This window comes from Actinomadura sp. NTSP31, assembly GCF_041951385.1.
GTDB lineage: Bacteria > Actinomycetota > Actinomycetes > Streptosporangiales > Streptosporangiaceae > Spirillospora > Spirillospora napierensis.
Genome location: NZ_JBGNUT010000001.1, coordinates 127,773 through 145,402, shown reverse-complemented (window position 1 = coordinate 145,402; position 17,630 = coordinate 127,773). Strand labels below are relative to the sequence as shown.

Below are 17,630 nucleotides of genomic sequence, written 5' to 3'. Positions count from 1 at the left end.
ATAAAGATGTGGGGAAGGGGACCGGGATGAGCGCAGGGGAAGGACCCGCCGCCGGCGGCGACGCGCTGCTGGAGGCGTCGGTCGGAGATGTCCTGAGGCAGCAGGCGCTCGTCAACGGGGACCGGCCGGCGGTGCTGTGGGAGGCGGGCGGCGCCCTGCGCCGGCTGACCTACAGGCAACTCGAGGCACGCGCGAACGCGGTGGCGTACGGGCTCAGCGATCTGGAGCCAGGGGACCGGGTCGCCGTCTGGGGCCGCAACTGTGTCGAATGGGTTCTGCTGGAGCACGCCTGCGCACTCCGCGGGCTGGTGCTGGCGCCGCTGAACACCGCGTGGACCAATGCCGAGGCCGCCGCGGCGATCGAGCTCGCCGAGCCGTCGGTGCTGTTCACCGGTGAGGACGGCCGAGGCGTTCCGCTGGAGGAACGTGCCAGGCTGCTGGCCGGCGGCACGGGCGTGCGTACGCTGAGGGAGCTGTCCGGCCAGGCCGACGCGCCGCCCGCCAGGAGGGACGTCCCGGCCGGTGCGCCGTTCCTCATGCAGTTCACCTCGGGCACGACCGGCAGGGCCAAGGGCGCACTCCTCAGCCACCGCTCCGTGCTCAACGCCGCTCACCTGCGCGAACGGCGCGACCTCGCCAGCGGCGGGGTGTGCCTCAACAGCGTGCCGTACCACCACATCGGCGGGTCGCTCTATGTCGTCCTCGGCGCGCTCACCAGCGGCGGCGCCTTCATCGTCGTCGACAGGTTCGATCCCGAACAGACCGTCCGCCTGCTGTCCCTCGCCGGGGTCACCCACCTCGGCGGCGTGCCCATCATGATCGAGCGGGTCCTGGACCGCCCCGGCCTCCGCGACGCCGCACGCACGGTCAAGACCGTCGCGCTCGGCGGCGCCGACATCGGCCCGCGGCTCGTCCGGCGCATCCAGGACGAGCTCGATGCCGGCGTGCTGACCACCTACGGCCAGTCCGAGTGCCCGATCATCACGTGCAGCACCCCGTCCGACGATCCCGAGTCGCTGGCCACCACCGCCGGACGGCCGGTCGAGGCGACCGAGGTCCGTATCGTCGACCGGGCCACCGGCCGCGCCGTCGCGCCGGGAGAGACCGGCGAGATCCTGGTGCGGTCGCCGCTGGTGATGGAGGGCTACTTCCGCAAGCCGGAACGGACCGCGGAGGTCCTCGCCGGCGACGGATTCCTGCGCACCGGCGACCTCGGCTCCATGGACGCCGACGGCAATGTCGTGATCCGCGGCCGGAGCCGGGAGGTCATCATCCGCGGCGGGGAGAACATCTATCCGGCCGAGGTGGAGGCCGCGCTGTCCGAGCACCCCGAGGTGGCGGCCTGTGCGGTCGTGGGGGTGGCCGACCCGGACTGGGGTGAACTCGTCGGCGCCAGCGTCGTGCCACGGGGCGACCCGATCGACCCGCAGGAGCTCGAGGCGTTCCTGTCCGGGCGGATCGCCCACTTCAAGATCCCGCGGGTGTGGCGCTTCGTCCCCGGCCTGCCCATGACCGCGGCCGGAAAGTGCCGCCGCACCCAGGTCAAAGAGGAGATGAACACGTCCGTGGACCGCCTGGACGCCCGGCGGACGCCCGGACGGAGCGGCTCTTGATGACAGGCGCCCGCTCGCTCGAGGAACAGGTCCCGCCCGCGCTCGCCCGCTGGCTGGCGGACGCGCTTCCCGAAGCGGTCCCGCCCTTCGCGTTCACCCGAATCGCCGGCGGTTTCTCGATGCTCACCTGGCGGTTCGACGACCGGGCGGGGCACGGCTGGGTGCTCAGGCACCGCCCGCCCGGCACCCACCGGGGCCGGGCGCACGACACGGCGCGCGAGGCTCGCGCGATCGCGGCCCTGGCGAATACCCCGGTCCCCGTGCCGCGGCTGCGGGCCGTCGGCACCGACGACGACCCGCTCGGACTCTCGTGCCATGTCACCGACTTCGTCCCCGGCCTCGTCCTCGCGGACGCCGACGAGGCCAGTACCTGCGTGACGCCGGAGGCGCTCACGGTCGCCTCGCGGGGCGTCGTCGCCGCGCTCGCCGCCCTCCACGCGGTCGACCCGGACGCCGTGGGCCTCGGCGACCTCGGCCCGCGCACCGGCTACCTGCAACGGCAGTTCCGGCGCTGGAGCGGTGTGGTCGACGACCTGCCCTTCCAGGACGGCACGGGCGTCGTCGAGCTGTTCCAGGAAACCCGCGACCGGTTGCTGCTCCGGATGCCGCCGGACCGCGCCTGCGGCGTCGTCCACGGGGACTACCGGCTCGGCAACGCCATCATCGGCGAGGACGGAACGATTCGCGCCGTCCTCGACTGGGAGCTGGTCACCCTCGGGGACCCGCTGGCCGACGTCGGCATGATGGCGGCCTTCTGGGACCCGCCCGCCGAGGCGATGCTCGGCACCCGGATGCCCACCGCCGCCCGTGGGGCGATCCCCGTCGACGAGGCTCTCGACCTTTACGCGCGGCTGTCCGGGACCGGTCTGGAGGGCATCGAGTTCTATCAGGCGTTCGCGTGCTGGCGGCTGGCCGCGACAGGACTGCGCAGCTGGACGCGGTACGAATCCGGTGCGATGGGCGAGGACTACGACACCTCCAAGTTCGTCACCGCCGCCCTGGCCTGGCTGGACTACGCGAATCAGATGCCGACCGGGACGAAGGGGCGGGCATGACGGAACTCACCGTCGACGCTGCGCGGGCCGCGCTCATGGCGCCGGGCGCGCCGTACGAATTGAGCGACGTCGTCATCGCCGGGCGAGCGGTGCGCTGCTACCTCAACGCCCCGCCGAACCTGCGAGCCGTTTTCGAGTCGATGGGGCAGTACGCCGACCGGGACGCCATCGTCTACGAATCCGAACGTCTCACCTTTGCCGAGCAGCGTGCCGCCGTCGCCCGCATGGCCGCGACTCTGCGCGCGAGCTTCGGCGTCGGCAAGGGGGACCGCGTCGTTCTGGCGATGCGAAATCTGCCGGAATTCGTCATCGCCTTCTGGGCCTGCCAGGTCCTCGGCGCGGTCGCCGTCCCGCTCAACGCCTGGTGGACGGGGGGTGAGCTTTCCTGGGCGCTTGGCGACGTGGATCCAGCGCTGGCCGTTCTGGACGGCGAACGCTGGCGGCGGCTGCGCGAGGCCGGGTACTCGGCGAAGAGCCTTCCGGTCGTCGTGACCCGTGCTGCGGAAGCAGAGTTGGCGGGAGCCGTCCCGTGGTACGAGATCGTTCCCGACTACCGCTACGAGGGCGATCTCCCGGAATGCGAGATCGCGCCGGACGACCCCGCCACGATCCTCTATACGTCCGGCACCACGGGCCGCCCCAAGGGTGCGGTCGGGACGGCGCGCAACCACTGCTCCCTGCTGATGGCGGCCGGGTTCCAAGGCGAGGTCGGTCGGCTGACCGGGACCCATCCGCCCCGGCGGGGCACGTCCCCGAGGCCTGCTCTGCTCAACCCGTTTCCGTTCTTCCACATCGGTGGCCTGTCGTCGATGTACGCGGCGGGCGCCAGCGGAGTCAAGCAGGTCTTGTTGTACAAGTGGGACACGGCCAAGGCCTTGGAGGTCTGTACGCGGGAGCGCGTCACGAACCTGGCCGTGGTCCCGACGATGCTCCGCCGGATGCTGGAGGCTCCCGGCAGCGAGAAGTACGACCTTTCAGCGATCGAGGCCATCGGGATCGGCGGCGCGCCGGGCTCCGCGGAACTGGCCGGAGCGGTCGCGGAGCGGTTCGGGCCCGGCGTCTCGGTCAACCACGGGTACGGGCTCACCGAGACGACCTCGTCGGCCTGCCAGCACAACGGCAGGTCGTTCCTGGAGCGGCCGGACAGCGTCGGCCTGCCCACTCCGGGCACCGCCGTGCGCATCGTGGGGGAGGACGGCGCCGACCTGCCGCCCGGAGTGGCGGGCGAGATCTGGGTCCGCGGCCCGCAGGTGGTCGCCGGTTACTGGAACAACCCCTCGGAAACGGCGGCCGCGTTCTCCGAGGGCTGGTTCCGCACCGGGGACATCGGCGCCCTTGACGAAGCCGGTTACCTGACCGTGCTCGACCGGGCCAAGGACGTGATCATTCGCGGTGGGGAGAACGTCTACTCGGCCGAGGTCGAGGCGGTCCTGCAGGAGCATCCGGCGGTGGAGGAGGCGGCGGTCGTCGGCCTGCCCGACCGTGACCTCGGGGAGATCGTGGCCGCCGTCGTGGTGCCTGTCACGGGGGCTGCGGTGACCGGTGACGAAGTGCGCGAGCACGCCCGCGAGCGGCTCGCCGCCTTCAAGGTGCCGGCCGTGGTCGCCGTCCGCGACACACCGCTGCCGCGCAACGCGACCGGCAAGAGCCTCAAGCGCCTGCTGCGCGCGGAACTGGCCGAACCGGCCCCGTAGCGCCTGCGCGACGCCCTCGGTGGTCGGACGCGGCGCGCGATACCAACCAACTATTCGGTCAGATATCTCCTCGGAGCGTGAGCGCGATGCCCCTCGAAGTGACGAGCCCGAACGACCCCGCCTATGACGACATCGTCTGGGACGGCCTGATCCACAGCTACCGGCCGGCGGCGGACTGGAAGACCCGCGTGTCGCCCGGGCTCAAGTTCGCCACGGCCGCGGACGACGAGATCGACCCGGTCACGTTCGAGGTGCTGCGCAACCGGCTCTGGACCATCAACCTCGCGCACGGCGACACCCTCACGCGGATGTCCGGCTCGCCGGTGTTCCAGGGCCTCGACTTCAACATGTCGGTCCTCACCGAGGACGGCGAGATCGTGATGAGCGCACCGTTCATCCAGTACCTCAACACCGGTTCCCCGCTGGTCGTCCGCTACCTGATGGAGAAGTTCAGCGAATCCCCCGGCATCGAGGACGGCGACGTGTTCCTGGCGAGCGATCCATGGATCGGCGCGTCGCACCAGATGGACGTGTGCATCGCCGCTCCGGTGTTCATCGACGGGGAGCTCTTCGCGTGGGTGTCCAACGCGGCGCAGCAGTACGACCTGGGCGGGATCGTGCCGGGCGGCTGGCCGCAGAACGCGCCCGACATCTTCAGCGACCCGATCGTCTTCCGGCCGTTCAAACTCATCGAGCGCGGCGTCCTGCGCGATGACCTCGAGCAGATGTACCGGCGGCAGTCCCGGACGCCGGACATGGTCGCGCTGGACCTGCGGGCGCAGCTCGCGGGCTGCCGGTTCGCGGCCGGCCGGCTCAAGGAGACCTGCGAGGAGTTCGGTGCGGCGACGGTGAAGGCGGCCATGCGCCGGATCCTGGACAACGCGCAGGCCGCGTTCGCCCGCAAGCTGGAGCGGATCCCGGACTGCACGCTCAGCGAAGTGCTCTACTTCGACGAGAAGCTGCCCGGTGACCGGACGACGCACCGGGTGCAGTTCAACGTCACCAAGCGCGGCTCCCGGCTGATCGTCGACAACGAGGGCACCGAGGAGCAGAGCGACGGCCCCAACGGGTTCACCTTCATGAACTTCATGGGGATCGTCCTCGGCATCTCCGGGCTGACCCTGCTCCACGAGCACACCTTCTCGATCGGCGGCGCCGACCGGCAGATCGACTTCCGCCCGCTGCCGGGCACCCTGACCTGCTGCGACTACCCGGCCGCCGTCAGCGGCGGCGTGCTCAACATCATCAGCGCCTTCGAGCGCCTGCAGAACGTCTTCGCCCGGATCATGGCATGCGATCCCGAGATGAAACAGGATCTGGTGGTCTCCGGGCCGGACCATCCGCTCCTCGTCCTCGCCGGCATGGACGACCGCGGGAACTACTTCGGCACCGCGATGCTCGAAGGGGCCGGCGCCGGCGGCGGCGCGCGCGCCCACGCCGACGGGGTGAACTCCTCGGGCCTGTCGATCGACCCGCTGATCAGGATGCCCAACGTGGAGGAGACCGAGCAGTTCTACCCGCTGCTCATCCTCTACCGGAAAGAGGCCCAGGACAGCGGCGGCGCCGGCAGGTGGCGCGGAGGAGCCGGCATGGAGGTCGCGTTCACTCCCTACCGTGCGCGCGGCATCGAGGCGATCACCAATGCCGGCGGCCAGGGCATCTCCACCAACCAGGGGATGGGCCTGTTCGGAGGCCATCCCTCGCCGACCGCCCACTACCAGGTGTTCACCGGTACGGACGTGGATGCCCAGTGGCAGGCCGGTCGCATGCCGCGCGGGGTCGACGAGCTGTCCCGAGCCGAGCACCTGCGGTTGCGCGCCAAGTCCAACGGCACGCCCCTGACCGCGGGGGACGTTCTGATGCTGGTGGTGTGCGGCGGCGGCGGGTACGGCGACCCCCTTCAGCGGGTTCCGGCTCACGTGGCCCGCGACGTCCTCGACGATTACGTGTCCCGGACCGCGGCGTTGGAGGTGTACGGCGTCGGCGTCCATGACGACGGGACCGTCGACGAGGCCGCCACGGCCGCGCGGCGGGAGGACATCAAGGCAGAGCGGAGAACCTGGCCGCGCGCCGCCGACCGCTTCGGTCCGTCCCCCGAACCGCCGTCCGCTCCCGCGACCGGTGCACCGCCCCGCGAGGTCCACGAATACGTCACCGCCGTGGACCACGGCGGTCATAGGGTCCTCTCCTGCTCCCGCTGCGCGACCGTCCTCGCCGGCTACCACGGCAACTACAAGGCCGGGCTGTGCGTCAGCGAGACCGGCGTCGAGATCATCCCCCGCAGCGGCGACCCCCGGGACTTCCTGGACGAGGACATGGTGCTGCGCCGCTACTGCTGCCCCACCTGCCAGACGCTCATGACCTGCGAGGTCGCCCGCCGGTCCGAGCCCATGCTCGAGGAGATCCGGTTCCTGTGAAGCAGTTCCGCCCCTACGACGAACGGCACGGTCAATGAGCACCTACACCATCGGCATCGACATCGGCGGCACGTTCACCGACTGCGTGGCCGTGGACGGCGACGGCGGCATCGCCATCGGCAAGGTCGCCTCCACCCCGCCGGACTTCCACCACGGCTTCATCGCGTCGATCGGCGCGGCCGCGGCACGCCTCGGCGTCACACACGCGGAACTGCTGTCCCGAGCGCAGGACATCCTGCACGGCTGCACCGTCGGGACGAACGCGCTCGTGGAGAAGCGGACCGCCAAGGTGGCTCTGCTGACCACCGCGGGACACCGGGACAGCATCTACACGATGCAGGCCGGCCACCGGCTCGTCGGATCGGACCCCCGCGACATCGCGCACCTCGCCGCGCACATGAAGCCGGAGCCGCTCGTACCGAAGTCGCTCGTCGTCGAGATCGACGAGCGGATCGCCTCCGACGGCAAGGTCGTCGTGGAGCTGGACGAGGACCGCGCGCGCGAGACCGTTCGCCGGCTGGCCGCCGACGGCGTCGAGGCCTTCGCCATCGCCCTGCTCTGGTCGACGGCCAACAACGTCCACGAACGCGCCCTGGCGCGGATCGTCGCCGAGGAGGCGCCCGCGGCCTTCGTCTCGGTCGGGTCCGAGGTGGTGGCCCGGGTCGGCGAGTACCAGCGCACGGTCGCGACGCTGATCAACGCCCTGATCGGCCCGGTCACCAGCGGCTACCTCGCCCGCCTCGAGGGAGAGCTGCGCGCGCTCGACTTCACCGGCGCACTGTCGATCATGACGTGCACGGGCGGCCTGATCGACATCGCCCACGCCCGCCGCATGCCCCTGCTGACCATCGGATCGGGCCCCGTGGCGGGGCTGATCGGCGCGGGCCGGCTCGCTCGCGCCGTGGCCCCCGGCGAAGGTGCCGCCGTCAACGTGCTGACCGGTGACGTGGGGGGCACGACGTTCGACGTCGGGGTGATCCGGCGCGGCGAGCCCGTGACGAGGTCCACCACGCGGTACGGACAGTACGAGTATTTCGTCCCCACGCTCGACGTACGGTCGGTGGGCGCGGGCGGCGGTTCCATCGTCGCCTACGACCAGGACACGCGCAGCCTGCGCGTCGGCCCGCGCAGCGCCGGTGCGGTCCCCGGCCCCGCCGCCTACGGGCGTGGCGGGACCCAGGCGACCGTGACCGACGCCGACCTGGTGCTCGGCCACCTGAACCCCGACTTCTTCCTCGGCGGCGCGCTGGAACTGGACGCGGGCGCGGCGCTGGAGGCGCTGGAACGCGCCGGCCGCCCGCTGGGCTTCACCGCGCTCGAGACGGCCGCCGCCGCCGCGCGCATCGTCGACGACCAGATGGCGGACGCCATCCGCCTGTCCAGCATCCACCAGGGCTACGACCCGCGCGCCTGCGTCATGTACGCCTACGGCGGCGCCGGGGGAGTCCACTGCCCGATGGTGGCGCGCAAGCTCGGCATCAGGACCGTGGTCATGCCTCTCGGCGACCTGGCCGCCGGCTGGTCCGCCTTCGGCGTGGCGTCCGCCGACGCCATGATCGTGCAGGACGTGCCGCTGCTGACCCCGTCGCCGTTCGACCCCGAGGTGCTCAACACGGCGTGGAAGCACCTGGAGGACAAGGTCCGCTCGGCGCTCCCGGAGTCGCTGCCCCACGACGAGGTCGTGCTGGAACGCTTCGTGGAGATGCGCTATCGGCTGCAGGTCAACGAGCTGCGGATTCCCGCTCCGCCGGGCGTCTACGGCGAAGGGGAGATCCACGAGCTGGTCGCGGCGTTCGAGCGCGAGTACGAACTGCTCTACGGGCCGGGGAGCGGGTACCCGCAGGCGGGCTTCATGATCACGGCGATCCGGGTGAGCGCTCGCGCCCGGGTGAGCGCGGACCGGCTCGCGGCAGTGGAGGGAGGCGAGCCCTACGATGCCGAGCCCGCGGGCACGCGGGACGTGGTGTGGTACGAACTCGGCACCGCTCCGCGGCCGACCCCCGTCCACGATGGCGGGCTGCTGCGCCCGGGGGCCCGCGTGAGCGGTCCGGCGATCGTGGAGTTCGTCGACACGACCCTCGCCCTGCGGCCCGGCCAGCTGGCCACCGTGGACCCGTGGGGCAACATCGTCATAGCCGCCTGAAGCCGCCTCCCTGCCGTGTAAGATATCGACCAGTCGGTTGGCAAGGAGGTGCCTTCCCGCCGACGCGACCAGCAGCCAGTGAGGGCCTCGGTGCGCAGTGGCCGCGGCTCGCCAGGAGGACTCCCTTGCCACGACCGTCCCGCCGATCCGAAGTGTGCGCCACCGCGGCGCGGCTCTTCCGCGAGTACGGCTACGCCTCGGCCACGATGGACCTGATCGCCGACGAGGTGGGGCTCAACAAGGGGACGCTCTACCACTATTACCCGGGCAAAAGCGCGATCCTCTATGAGTTGCTGTCCAAGCAGGTCGACGCGACGCTCGAGTTCCTCGAACGGGTGCCGGCCGAGGGCACGATCACCGAGAGGACGCGTGAACTGGTGCGACTCCAGGTCGACCACGTGTCCGGCAAGCATGACGAGGTCGTGGTGTTCTTCCAGGAACTGCCCTGGGTGGAGAAGCACCTTCCGCCCGAGCAGGCCGCGGACCTGCGGCGCCGCGTCCGCCGCTACGAGCACTTCACCAAGCAGTTGCTGACCGCCGGCGTGCGGTCCGGAGAGTTCCGCCCCGTCGACGTCGCCATGATCATGTCGTCCATCGTCGGCATTCTGGCCTACGTTCCGGTCTGGTTCCGGGTCGCGTCCGGAAAAGCCCAGGTCACACTGGTTCAGGAGCTGACCGATTTCATCATGAACGGCATCATCGCCGTGCCGCCCGCCGAGACCGTCGCGCCCTCGCCGCAGCGATCGGCGCGCCGCTCGGATGCCGGCACCGGCGGCCGGCGGAACTGATCGCGGTCGGCTGAGCGCCCGCCGGCCGTAGGGCGGCGGGTAATGCCGGTCCTTCGATCGCGGAGGCGGGTCGGCCTTGAGGCCTGTCATCGGGGTACTGAAACGGAATCCCGATCGAATGGTTGGTTACCTGTGCGGAAGGTGCCCGGTCTGACGGGCGCGTACGGGGAGGCCGATCCGGCGACCGCGGGAGAAGCGCGGACCGGGAAACGCGAGATCACATGGTTCGACGACGCGGAGCAGAAGGCTCCTCCGGCGACGTCCGAGGGCCGCTGTCCGTGAATCTACGCCCGTGCCTTGCAGACGCCGGCCGTCAGATCTGCTGGAGGCGGAGGGTGAGGAACAGGGCGGTCGCCTCGGCGCACAGCAGGTCGCCCTGCCGCAGCGTCCCCGCCAGGTACAGCTTGCGCCCATGGACCTCCGCAACGCGCGCCTCGACGGTGAGCGGCTCGTCGAGCGGCGTCGCGCTGCGGTAGTCCACCGACAGGTTCGCCGTCCGGGCCGGAGGCGTGTCCCCGATGCTGACGAGACGGCCGAACAGGTCGTCGAACAGCAGTGCGATGCCTCCGCCGTGCGCGGCGGAGTTGCTGCCGGAATGAAAGCGGCCGAATACGGTCTCCCCGGTCAGCCTGCGCTCGGTGATGCTGGTGAGGCGTATCGGAGGACTGAAGGTCTGCCCCCGGTCGGGTTCCGGCAGCGACCGCCCGAACAGCTGGTCGTCGTCGCCGACCTCGTGCTGGGCCAGTACCGCACGCGCCCGCTCCAGCAGCGTGCGCACCTCCGCCACAGCCATCTGGGGCGGTGAGGAGGCGGCGAACGCGTCCTGGAGATCGGCCATCTCTCGCACCAGGGCGGCCCACCCCGGGGCGGCGTGCCGCGCTGCGCGTGCGCTCCATTCCGCCCAGTACCCGTTCAAGGGAATCGCGACGTGCGGTCGCGGTCTTCGGCTCTCGGCCATCCATGCTCCTGTTCGATGCCGCCCCAGCGGACGGAACCAACCCTAGCAAGCCAACTCTATAGTTGATATAAGCCGCAGGAGGACTGGGGTCAGGGTATTGTCACCAGCCCGATCCCTTTGGTCTAATCAACCTGATGGTTGGTTTATCTGGATGGAGTGCGTCGATGACGGAGCAGGCCACGGGGCCGCTGGCGGGCGTCCGGGTGCTCGAGATCCAGGCGATGGGCCCGGGCCCGTTCTGCGCGATGATGCTGAGCGACTTCGGGGCCGAGGTGATCCGCGTCGACCGCGTCGGCACGGCCGACGCGGGGAACGGCGTCGACGCGTCCGCCGACGTCCTCTCCCGCGGCCGCCGCTCGGTGGCGGTGGACCTGAAGCGGCCGGCCGGCGCGGACCTGGTCCTGCGCATGGTCGAGCATGCCGATGTGCTCATCGAGGGCTACCGGCCCGGTGTCATGGAACGCCTCGGCCTGGGACCGGACGCCTGCCTGGCGCGGAACCCGCGACTCATCTACGGCCGGGTGACCGGCTGGGGTCAGGACGGCCCATGGGCGTCGCATGCCGGCCACGACATCAACTACATCTCCCTGGCCGGGGTGCTGTGGCCGATCGGCCGTGACGGCGACGCGCCGGTCCCGCCGCTGAACTACGTCGGCGACTTCGGCGGGGGAGGCATGCTTCTGGCGGTCGGCATCTGCGCGGCGCTCGCCGAGCGCGCGTCCTCAGGACGCGGGCAGGTGATCGACGCGGCGATGGTCGACGGGGCGGCGCTGTTGAACAGCTTCATGTACGGCATGCGCGCCGCGGGCCAGTGGAGTGCCGAGCGCGGCCGGAACCTGCTCGACACCGGGGCGCCGTTCTACGAGACGTATGAGACCGCGGACGGCAAATGGGTCTCGATCGGATCGATCGAGTCGAAGTTCTTCCGCAACCTGGTCACGCGCCTCGGTCTGGAGATCGACCTGGGGATTCAGGGGGACGAGGCATCCTGGCCGATTCTTCGGGAGGAGCTCGCCGCCGTGTTCCGCACCCGCACCCGCGACGAGTGGACCGCCCTTCTCGCCGACGCGGAGGGCTGTTTCGCCCCCGTCCTGTCGCCCTGGGAGGCGCCCGAGCATCCGCACAACGCGGAACGCGGAACCTTCGTCGAGAGTTTCGGAGTCACCCAGCCGAGCCCGGCCCCGCGCTTCGGGCGGACGCCTGCGGCGATCGGCGGCCCACCTCCGAGGTGCGGGGAGCACACCGACGAGGTCCTTGGCGAGTTCGGCCTCGACGTCGCCGAGATCGCCCGGTTGAGAACGGCCGGGGACATCGCCTGAACGCCACCCCGAGCCTGCCGCGACCGATGTGATGACCCGAACGAGGAGCGAGGAGTGAGGATGGCGCCTCCAGCAGGTGCCGTCGCGACGGGAGCGACGGTCTACGAGGTCTTCCGCGAGCGCCTCGCCCGCGAACCTGACGCCGAGTTCGTCAAGTGCGGCTCCGATTGGCTCACGTTCGCCCAGCTCGACGCGCGTGCCGACCGCCTCGCGGCCGGACTGGCGTCCCTGGGCGTGGGCCGGGGCGCGATCATCGCCACGCTGCTGCCGAACCGGATCGAGACGGTCGAGATCCTGCTCGCGGTCGCGAAGCTGGGCGCGGTGCAGGCCCCGCTGAACTACTGGCTCAAGGGCGCGTTCCTCGAATACCAGCTCGGCGACTGCGGGGCGTGCGTGCTCGTCACCGACGGCCCGGGGTACGCGACGGCCAGAGGTCTCCTGCCGAACACCGCGATTACGCACACCGTCGTGGTGGAGGGGCCGGCTCCCGCCAACACGATCGCTTACGCGGACCTGCTGGGCGAGCGGCGCTCTTTCGAGCCCGCCTCCGAGCCGGGCGACCTGATGTCGATCATGTACACGTCGGGGACCACTGCGGCGGCCAAGGGCTGCATGCTGTCCAGCGGCTACTACGTGTCGGTCGGCCGCGCCTACGGCGCTCGCCGATGGTGCGTCCCCGGGGACCGTATGTACACGGGCTTCCCGATGTTCCACACCAGCGGGCAGATGGTCGCCTTCATGACGGCCTTGGTGAACGGCGCGTCGATCAGCATCGCGCCGGAGTTCCACGCCTCGACCTTCATCGCCGACGCCGCCGCAGACGGTGCGACCACGCTCGTGGGCGTGGGGGTGATGGGAAACCTGCTGCTGGCGCAGCCGCCGAACGAGGCGGACGGTGCTCATCCCTTCCGGCTGGCCGTCTGGGTGCCGATGGGGGAGGAGGAGCAGCGGCGATTCGAGGAGCGCTTCGCCACCCCGGTCATCTCCGAGGGCTACGGGCAGACCGAGTGCGTGCCCATCACCGTCAGCGCGCCCGACGGGATGCGCGCACGCGGGACGTCGGGTCTGGTCTCGCCTCTGCTCGAGGTCGCGATCGTGGACGGCGCGGACAACCAATTGCCCCTGGGGGAGGCGGGCGAGATCGTCGTCCGGCCCAGAGTTCCGAACGCGATGTACAGCGGGTACTGGGGGAAGCCGGACATCACGCTGGCCACCTGGAGCAGCCTGTGGCACCACACCGGTGACTTCGGGCGGTTGGACGCCGATGGCTTCGTCACGTTCGTCGACCGCAAGAAGGACATGCTGCGGCGGCGCGGTGAGAACGTCTCCGCCCTGGCTCTGGAGAACCTCATCCGGACGCACCCGGCGGTCGAAGACGTCGCCGTGTCCTCGGTCCCTGGGCCGTTCGGCGACGACGACATCAAGGCGAGCATCGTGCTCGCGGCCGGGGCGACCCTGGAACCCGGGGAGTTCTGCGAGTTCCTGAAGGACAAGGTCGCCTACTTCGCGATCCCCCGCTATGTGGACCTCCGTGATGAGCTTCCCGTCAACGCGCTGAGCCGTGTGATGAAGCACGTCCTGTGCGATGAGGGAGTCACCGAAACGATGTGGGATCTCGAACGACGAGGCCTCGCCGCGGCCGAGGAGGACAGCGCATGAGAGAGGGCACCGAGTCGGACGTCCTCACCGAGCGCCATGGAGGGGTGCTCCTTGTGCGCCTCAACCGGCCGCATCGGCACAACGCCATCGGCGGGACCATGCTGCGCGACCTCTTGGCGGCGTTCGACCAGGCGGCGGCCGACGACACCGTCCACGTCGTCGTCACCACGGGCACCGGCCCCACGTTCTCGGTCGGCGCGGACGCCGCCGACCTGGGCACCGGGACGCTACCGCCGGCGCGTGAACTGCTCGCCGGCGACGCCGTCGGTGGCGAGAAGGGGCTCCCGCCGCTGTCTCCGCACGGCAGGAGCCTGGACGATCTCGGCAACGCCGGGCGTTGGACGCTGCGGATGTGGGAGTTGGAGAAGCCGACGATCGCCGCGATCAACGGGTCCGCCGTGGGCGGCGGGTTCGGCATCGCGCTCCTGCACGACATCCTGGTCGCGGGGGAGTCCGCCCGGCTGGGCGCCGGGTTCGCGCCGCTCGGGCTCACCGCCGAACTCGGCATCAGCCACCTGCTGCCCCGCGTCGTCGGCGCGGTGGCGGCGGCGGACCTGCTCTTCACCGGCCGGCTGGTCGGGGCCGACGAGGCGAAGGACCTCGGCCTCGTCGCCGAGGCGGTTCCCGACGACCGGCTCCTCGACCGGGTGATGGAACTCGCGCAGCGGATCTCCTCGATGCCGCCCCTCGGCGTCCAGTCGAGCAAGCGGCTGCTGCGCAGGTCCATGCGCGGCGACCTCGTCGATCAGTTGCGCGCGGAGCACTCCGCCCAGTCGATGCTCTTCGACCACCCGGACACGCGAGCCGCCTTGGACCGGCTCGCCGCCAGGGTGAAGCGGTAGCCCGCGCGGTCAGGAATTCGATGAGCCCTCCGCGCTCGCCTCAGCTCGGTGGACGCCCCGCTTCCGGTAGCCGACGGGGTCGATGACCGTCCGCGGCAGGCGACCTGTTCGGCCGACGACGAGGCAGGCAACCTGTGGAATCCGGCAAGGTCGAGCTCACGGTCGGGCTGCGCAACTTCGCTCCGGCCCCGCCGGGCGACTGGCGACACCTGCTCGACCAGGCCCGGGCCGCTGACGCGGCCGGGATCGACCGGGTCTTCGTGAGCGACCACGTGGCGTTCGGTCGTGACCTGGGGTCCTATGCCGATCCGAGCCGGGGCGGGGTGGCCGGCGGCCGCCAGCCCACCGGCCCGGACGGCGACTGGCTGGAGGCCCTCACCGTCCTCACGGCCATGGCCGCCGTCACCAGCCGGGTCAGGCTGGCCACCAATGTCCTCGTAGCGCCACTGCGCCCGGCCGTCGTGCTGGCCAAGACCGCCGCGACCATCGACGTCCTGTCCGCCGGACGCTTCGAGCTGGGGGTCGGCGTCGGGTGGCAGCAAGCCGAGTACCGTGCCGCCGGCGTCGACTTCGCCCGGTGCGGACGGCTCCTCGACCAGACGCTCGAAGCGTGCCGTGGCCCGCCGACTCACGCGCTACGGCACCGGCTGGGTTCCCTGGGGCACCACGCCTGCCGCGTTCGCCGACGCCGTCGCGGACATGCGCGAACTCGTCAGGGCCGAGGGCGGTGACCTGAGCGACCTCCAGGTCGCATATCCGCTGGTCAATGCCTTCCTGCTGGAAGGGGGCGTTGATTACGCGACCATGTTCGCAGAAGTGCCCCGGCTCGCCGCGAGCGGCGTCACCGACTTTCGCACGCTGCTCCGCGTCCCCACGGAGTACGAAGCGGCTCGCACGATGCTCAGTGAGTTGGCCGACCGGTTCGCGGAGGCGTCGCGCACCTCACATCTGTGAGCCCACGGTCGGCGCCCACGGAATGCCCCAACGAGCTCCCCGAGCCGTAGACGTTGAGCCGTTCACGCGTCGACGCCGCCGCTCGCGGGCCTTGGGGGCCGGTAGGACGCTCCTGCTCCCGCCTGTCCCTCGGGGAGCCCGAAAGGCCCCTGCCTAGGGGGTGATGGTGGGCGGCCGTGGTCTGGAGCCGCACACTTGCACTCATTCGTCGCCGTTGTCGCGGGTGCGTTGGGTGATGGTGTGTTCGAGACCTTCGAGGAGGGCGTGTAGGCCGAACTCCCGGGTGGTGGTGGCCGAGGGGGTGGCCACGGTGGTGGCCAGTAGCGGGAAAAGGTCGGCGTTGAGGAGCAGCAGGTCGCGCATGATGGGGGCGGCGCTGCCGTTCGTCCAGGTCTGCGTGCCTTGAATGGTGGCGGCCGGGTGGGAGGCGCGGATGTGGTGGGACACCAGCATGACCGCGTCCAGCCGTTCGCGTTCGGTCAGGGGGGTGTCGGCCAGAGCGCTGAGGGCTCGTTCGGACCATCCGGTCTCACGTGGGCCCATGACGCGGTCGCCCACGGTGATCGACGGCAGCCAGGGATGGCGTCGCCAGGTGGCGGACAGCCGGCGAGCGTACTCTTCCAGCTTGGCCCGCCAGCCGGTCGCCCCGCTCAGGTCGGGGGGTGTGCCGACCGCCGCCTCGATCATGATGGCCACCAGTTCGGTCTTGCCGTTGACATAGCGGTACAGGGCCATTTTGGTGAGGCCGAGCTCGGCGGCGACCCGATGCATGGAGACCGCCTCCAGCCCCTCGGCATCGGCGACCTTGACGGCGGTGTCGGCTAGTTGGGCGAGGTCGAAGGCGGGCCTGGGGCCTCTGGTGCGCGGCTTGCGCAGGCCCCACAACAGTTCGGCCAGTGCCTTGGGATCCTCGTTCACTGGCATCGCAGCCTCCCGCTTGTCATCCGCCATAACTGTCTCTACAGTACACAGTGTCCAAAGGACGCAGTTAGTCTTCGAGCTGGGGAGCAGGGTGCGGCTGAGGGGCCGCGCCGTCGCAGACAGGGAGCGGGCTATGTCCAGATCAGTGCTCGACATGTCGATGTCCCTCGACGGGTACATCGCCGATCCCAACGACTATCTCGGTGGCGAGGACGGCGAGCGGCTGCACAAGTGGGCGGACTCGGAGACCGGGCCGGTCCAGCAGTTCCAGGGCGAATGGAAGGCGGCCGGTGCGATCCTGGCAGGACGGCGGACCGCCGAACTCATGGACCACTGGGGCGGCGATCACGACGGCGCCCCGATCTTCGTCCCCAGTCACCGGCCGCCCAGCCCGGCCGCTCGTTGGGGCTATCCGCTGGTGACCTATGTGAGCGACGGAATTGAAAGCGCGATGGCACAGGCGAAGGCCGCGGCAGGGGACCGGGACGTCCAGGTGCGTGGCGGCGCGTCCACGGTGCGGCAGGCACTTGAGGCCGGAGTGCTGGATGAGGTGCAGATCCATCACATCCCGGTGCTGCTGGGCGCCGGCCGCCGGCTGTTCGACGTCCTGCCGTCGGAGATCGAACTGGAGATCGTTCAGGTGATCGACACTCCGGAGGCCACCCATATCCGTTACCGCGTGCGCCGCTGAGCCCATCGCGCCTCTGGGGCGGCGGTGTCTCTTGAGGAGGGAAGAGGCCCCAAGGGACACGGCTGCTTCTCGACATCGAGATCCGCTGGAACCGCGACGCCCCGCGCACGATGCAAATGGGCTGAACCGTCGTGGACGTGGCAGCGTCTGTGGGACGTGACGTGCGCCGAGACGCTAGGAGGGGCGGATGGCCGAGGTGGTGCGGTACCAGCTGGACGACGGGACGCAGGTGGAGTTCGAGACCGTCCCACAGGCCGGGTTCCGGCCGGCGGGAGTCAGTGAGGTCGCGGGGCATGTACGGGACGCGGTCGAGCCCGTGGTGGGGGCGGCTCGCGTCGTTCTGGAGCAACTGAAGGAGGCCGCGCCGGACGAGGTCGAGGTGAAGTTCGGCGTCAAGGTCACCGGCAAGACGAACTGGATGGTCGCCCAGGCGGCCACGGACGCCAACTTCGAGATCAAGCTCGTCTGGCGTCCCGGGGCGCCCGCGCCGGTGGCGCCGGTCGAGGAGGCTCCCGCCGAAGAGCCTCCGGAGGGCGAGGCTCAGGACACTGGCGCGTCCTGAGCAGTACCACTGCC

The 17,630-nt window shown here is 70.7% G+C and carries 15 protein-coding genes; 13 read left to right on the top strand and 2 right to left on the bottom strand.

Translation table 11 applies throughout. The features are described 5' to 3' along the window. Positions 1-26 precede the first annotated feature (26 nt). The 6 genes from ACA514_RS00495 to ACA514_RS00470 all read left to right on the top strand — a co-directional run bounded on the left by ACA514_RS00495 (position 27) and on the right by ACA514_RS00470 (position 9,710). Positions 27-1,613 (top strand): class I adenylate-forming enzyme family protein, encoded by a 1,587-nt coding sequence (locus tag ACA514_RS00495; RefSeq protein ID WP_375038931.1) that lies wholly within the window; start codon positions 27-29, stop codon positions 1,611-1,613. Next, positions 1,613-2,668: a phosphotransferase family protein gene (locus tag ACA514_RS00490; protein ID WP_375038930.1), complete on the top strand. Its 1,056-nt coding sequence runs from the start codon at positions 1,613-1,615 to the stop codon at positions 2,666-2,668. Before ACA514_RS00495 ends, ACA514_RS00490 begins: the two co-directional genes overlap by 1 nt. After that, complete coding sequence (locus tag ACA514_RS00485) at positions 2,665-4,362, top strand: class I adenylate-forming enzyme family protein (protein ID WP_375038929.1); 1,698 nt, start codon at positions 2,665-2,667, stop codon at positions 4,360-4,362. Before ACA514_RS00490 ends, ACA514_RS00485 begins: the two co-directional genes overlap by 4 nt. Positions 4,363-4,448: 86 nt before the next feature. After that, a complete protein-coding gene (locus tag ACA514_RS00480; RefSeq protein WP_375039373.1) occupies positions 4,449-6,779 on the top strand; it encodes a hydantoinase B/oxoprolinase family protein in 2,331 nt (776 codons plus the stop codon). Between the two features lie 34 nt (positions 6,780-6,813). Beyond that, the gene (locus ACA514_RS00475) at positions 6,814-8,922 is read left to right on the top strand and encodes a hydantoinase/oxoprolinase family protein (RefSeq protein WP_375038928.1); all 2,109 of its coding nucleotides are present in this window, start codon (positions 6,814-6,816) and stop codon (positions 8,920-8,922) included. A 125-nt stretch (positions 8,923-9,047) separates the two neighbouring features. After that, the gene (locus ACA514_RS00470) at positions 9,048-9,710 is read left to right on the top strand and encodes a TetR/AcrR family transcriptional regulator (protein WP_375038927.1); all 663 of its coding nucleotides are present in this window, start codon (positions 9,048-9,050) and stop codon (positions 9,708-9,710) included. A 313-nt stretch (positions 9,711-10,023) separates the two neighbouring features. On the opposite strand, the gene ACA514_RS00465 is transcribed toward ACA514_RS00470, so the two are convergent. Continuing rightward, positions 10,024-10,548: a PaaI family thioesterase gene (locus tag ACA514_RS00465; protein WP_375038926.1), complete on the bottom strand. Its 525-nt coding sequence runs from the start codon at positions 10,546-10,548 to the stop codon at positions 10,024-10,026. A 284-nt stretch (positions 10,549-10,832) separates the two neighbouring features. Between ACA514_RS00465 and ACA514_RS00460 the strand changes: the two genes are divergently transcribed. From ACA514_RS00460 to ACA514_RS00440, 5 genes are all read left to right on the top strand, one after another. Further along, positions 10,833-11,987, top strand: coding sequence for a CaiB/BaiF CoA transferase family protein (locus ACA514_RS00460; RefSeq protein ID WP_375038925.1), 1,155 nt, complete (start codon positions 10,833-10,835; stop codon positions 11,985-11,987). A 60-nt stretch (positions 11,988-12,047) separates the two neighbouring features. Then, complete coding sequence (locus ACA514_RS00455) at positions 12,048-13,646, top strand: AMP-binding protein (RefSeq protein ID WP_375038924.1); 1,599 nt, start codon at positions 12,048-12,050, stop codon at positions 13,644-13,646. Then, positions 13,643-14,488 (top strand): enoyl-CoA hydratase/isomerase family protein, encoded by an 846-nt coding sequence (locus ACA514_RS00450; RefSeq protein WP_375038923.1) that lies wholly within the window; start codon positions 13,643-13,645, stop codon positions 14,486-14,488. Before ACA514_RS00455 ends, ACA514_RS00450 begins: the two co-directional genes overlap by 4 nt. 134 nt (positions 14,489-14,622) lie before the next feature. Continuing rightward, entirely contained in the window at positions 14,623-15,219 is a 597-nt protein-coding gene (locus ACA514_RS00445) for an LLM class flavin-dependent oxidoreductase (RefSeq protein WP_375038922.1), read from the top strand. Then, the gene (locus ACA514_RS00440) at positions 15,188-15,442 is read left to right on the top strand and encodes a hypothetical protein (protein ID WP_375038921.1); all 255 of its coding nucleotides are present in this window, start codon (positions 15,188-15,190) and stop codon (positions 15,440-15,442) included. The genes ACA514_RS00445 and ACA514_RS00440 overlap by 32 nt, the downstream gene beginning before the upstream one ends. Positions 15,443-15,643: 201 nt before the next feature. Here the strand turns inward: ACA514_RS00440 and ACA514_RS00435 are convergent, their stop codons facing one another. After that, a complete protein-coding gene (locus ACA514_RS00435; protein WP_375038920.1) occupies positions 15,644-16,393 on the bottom strand; it encodes a TetR/AcrR family transcriptional regulator in 750 nt (249 codons plus the stop codon). Positions 16,394-16,496: 103 nt separating this feature from the next. On the opposite strand from ACA514_RS00435, the gene ACA514_RS00430 reads away from it, so the two are divergent. Both ACA514_RS00430 and ACA514_RS00425 read left to right on the top strand, forming a co-directional pair. After that, on the top strand, positions 16,497-17,054 hold the full coding sequence (locus ACA514_RS00430) for a dihydrofolate reductase family protein (RefSeq protein ID WP_375038919.1): 558 nt from the start codon (positions 16,497-16,499) through the stop codon (positions 17,052-17,054). A gap of 187 nt (positions 17,055-17,241) precedes the next feature. Continuing rightward, positions 17,242-17,616, top strand: a complete 375-nt coding sequence (locus tag ACA514_RS00425; RefSeq protein ID WP_375038918.1) for a CU044_2847 family protein — start codon at positions 17,242-17,244, stop codon at positions 17,614-17,616. Positions 17,617-17,630: the final 14 nt, after the last annotated feature.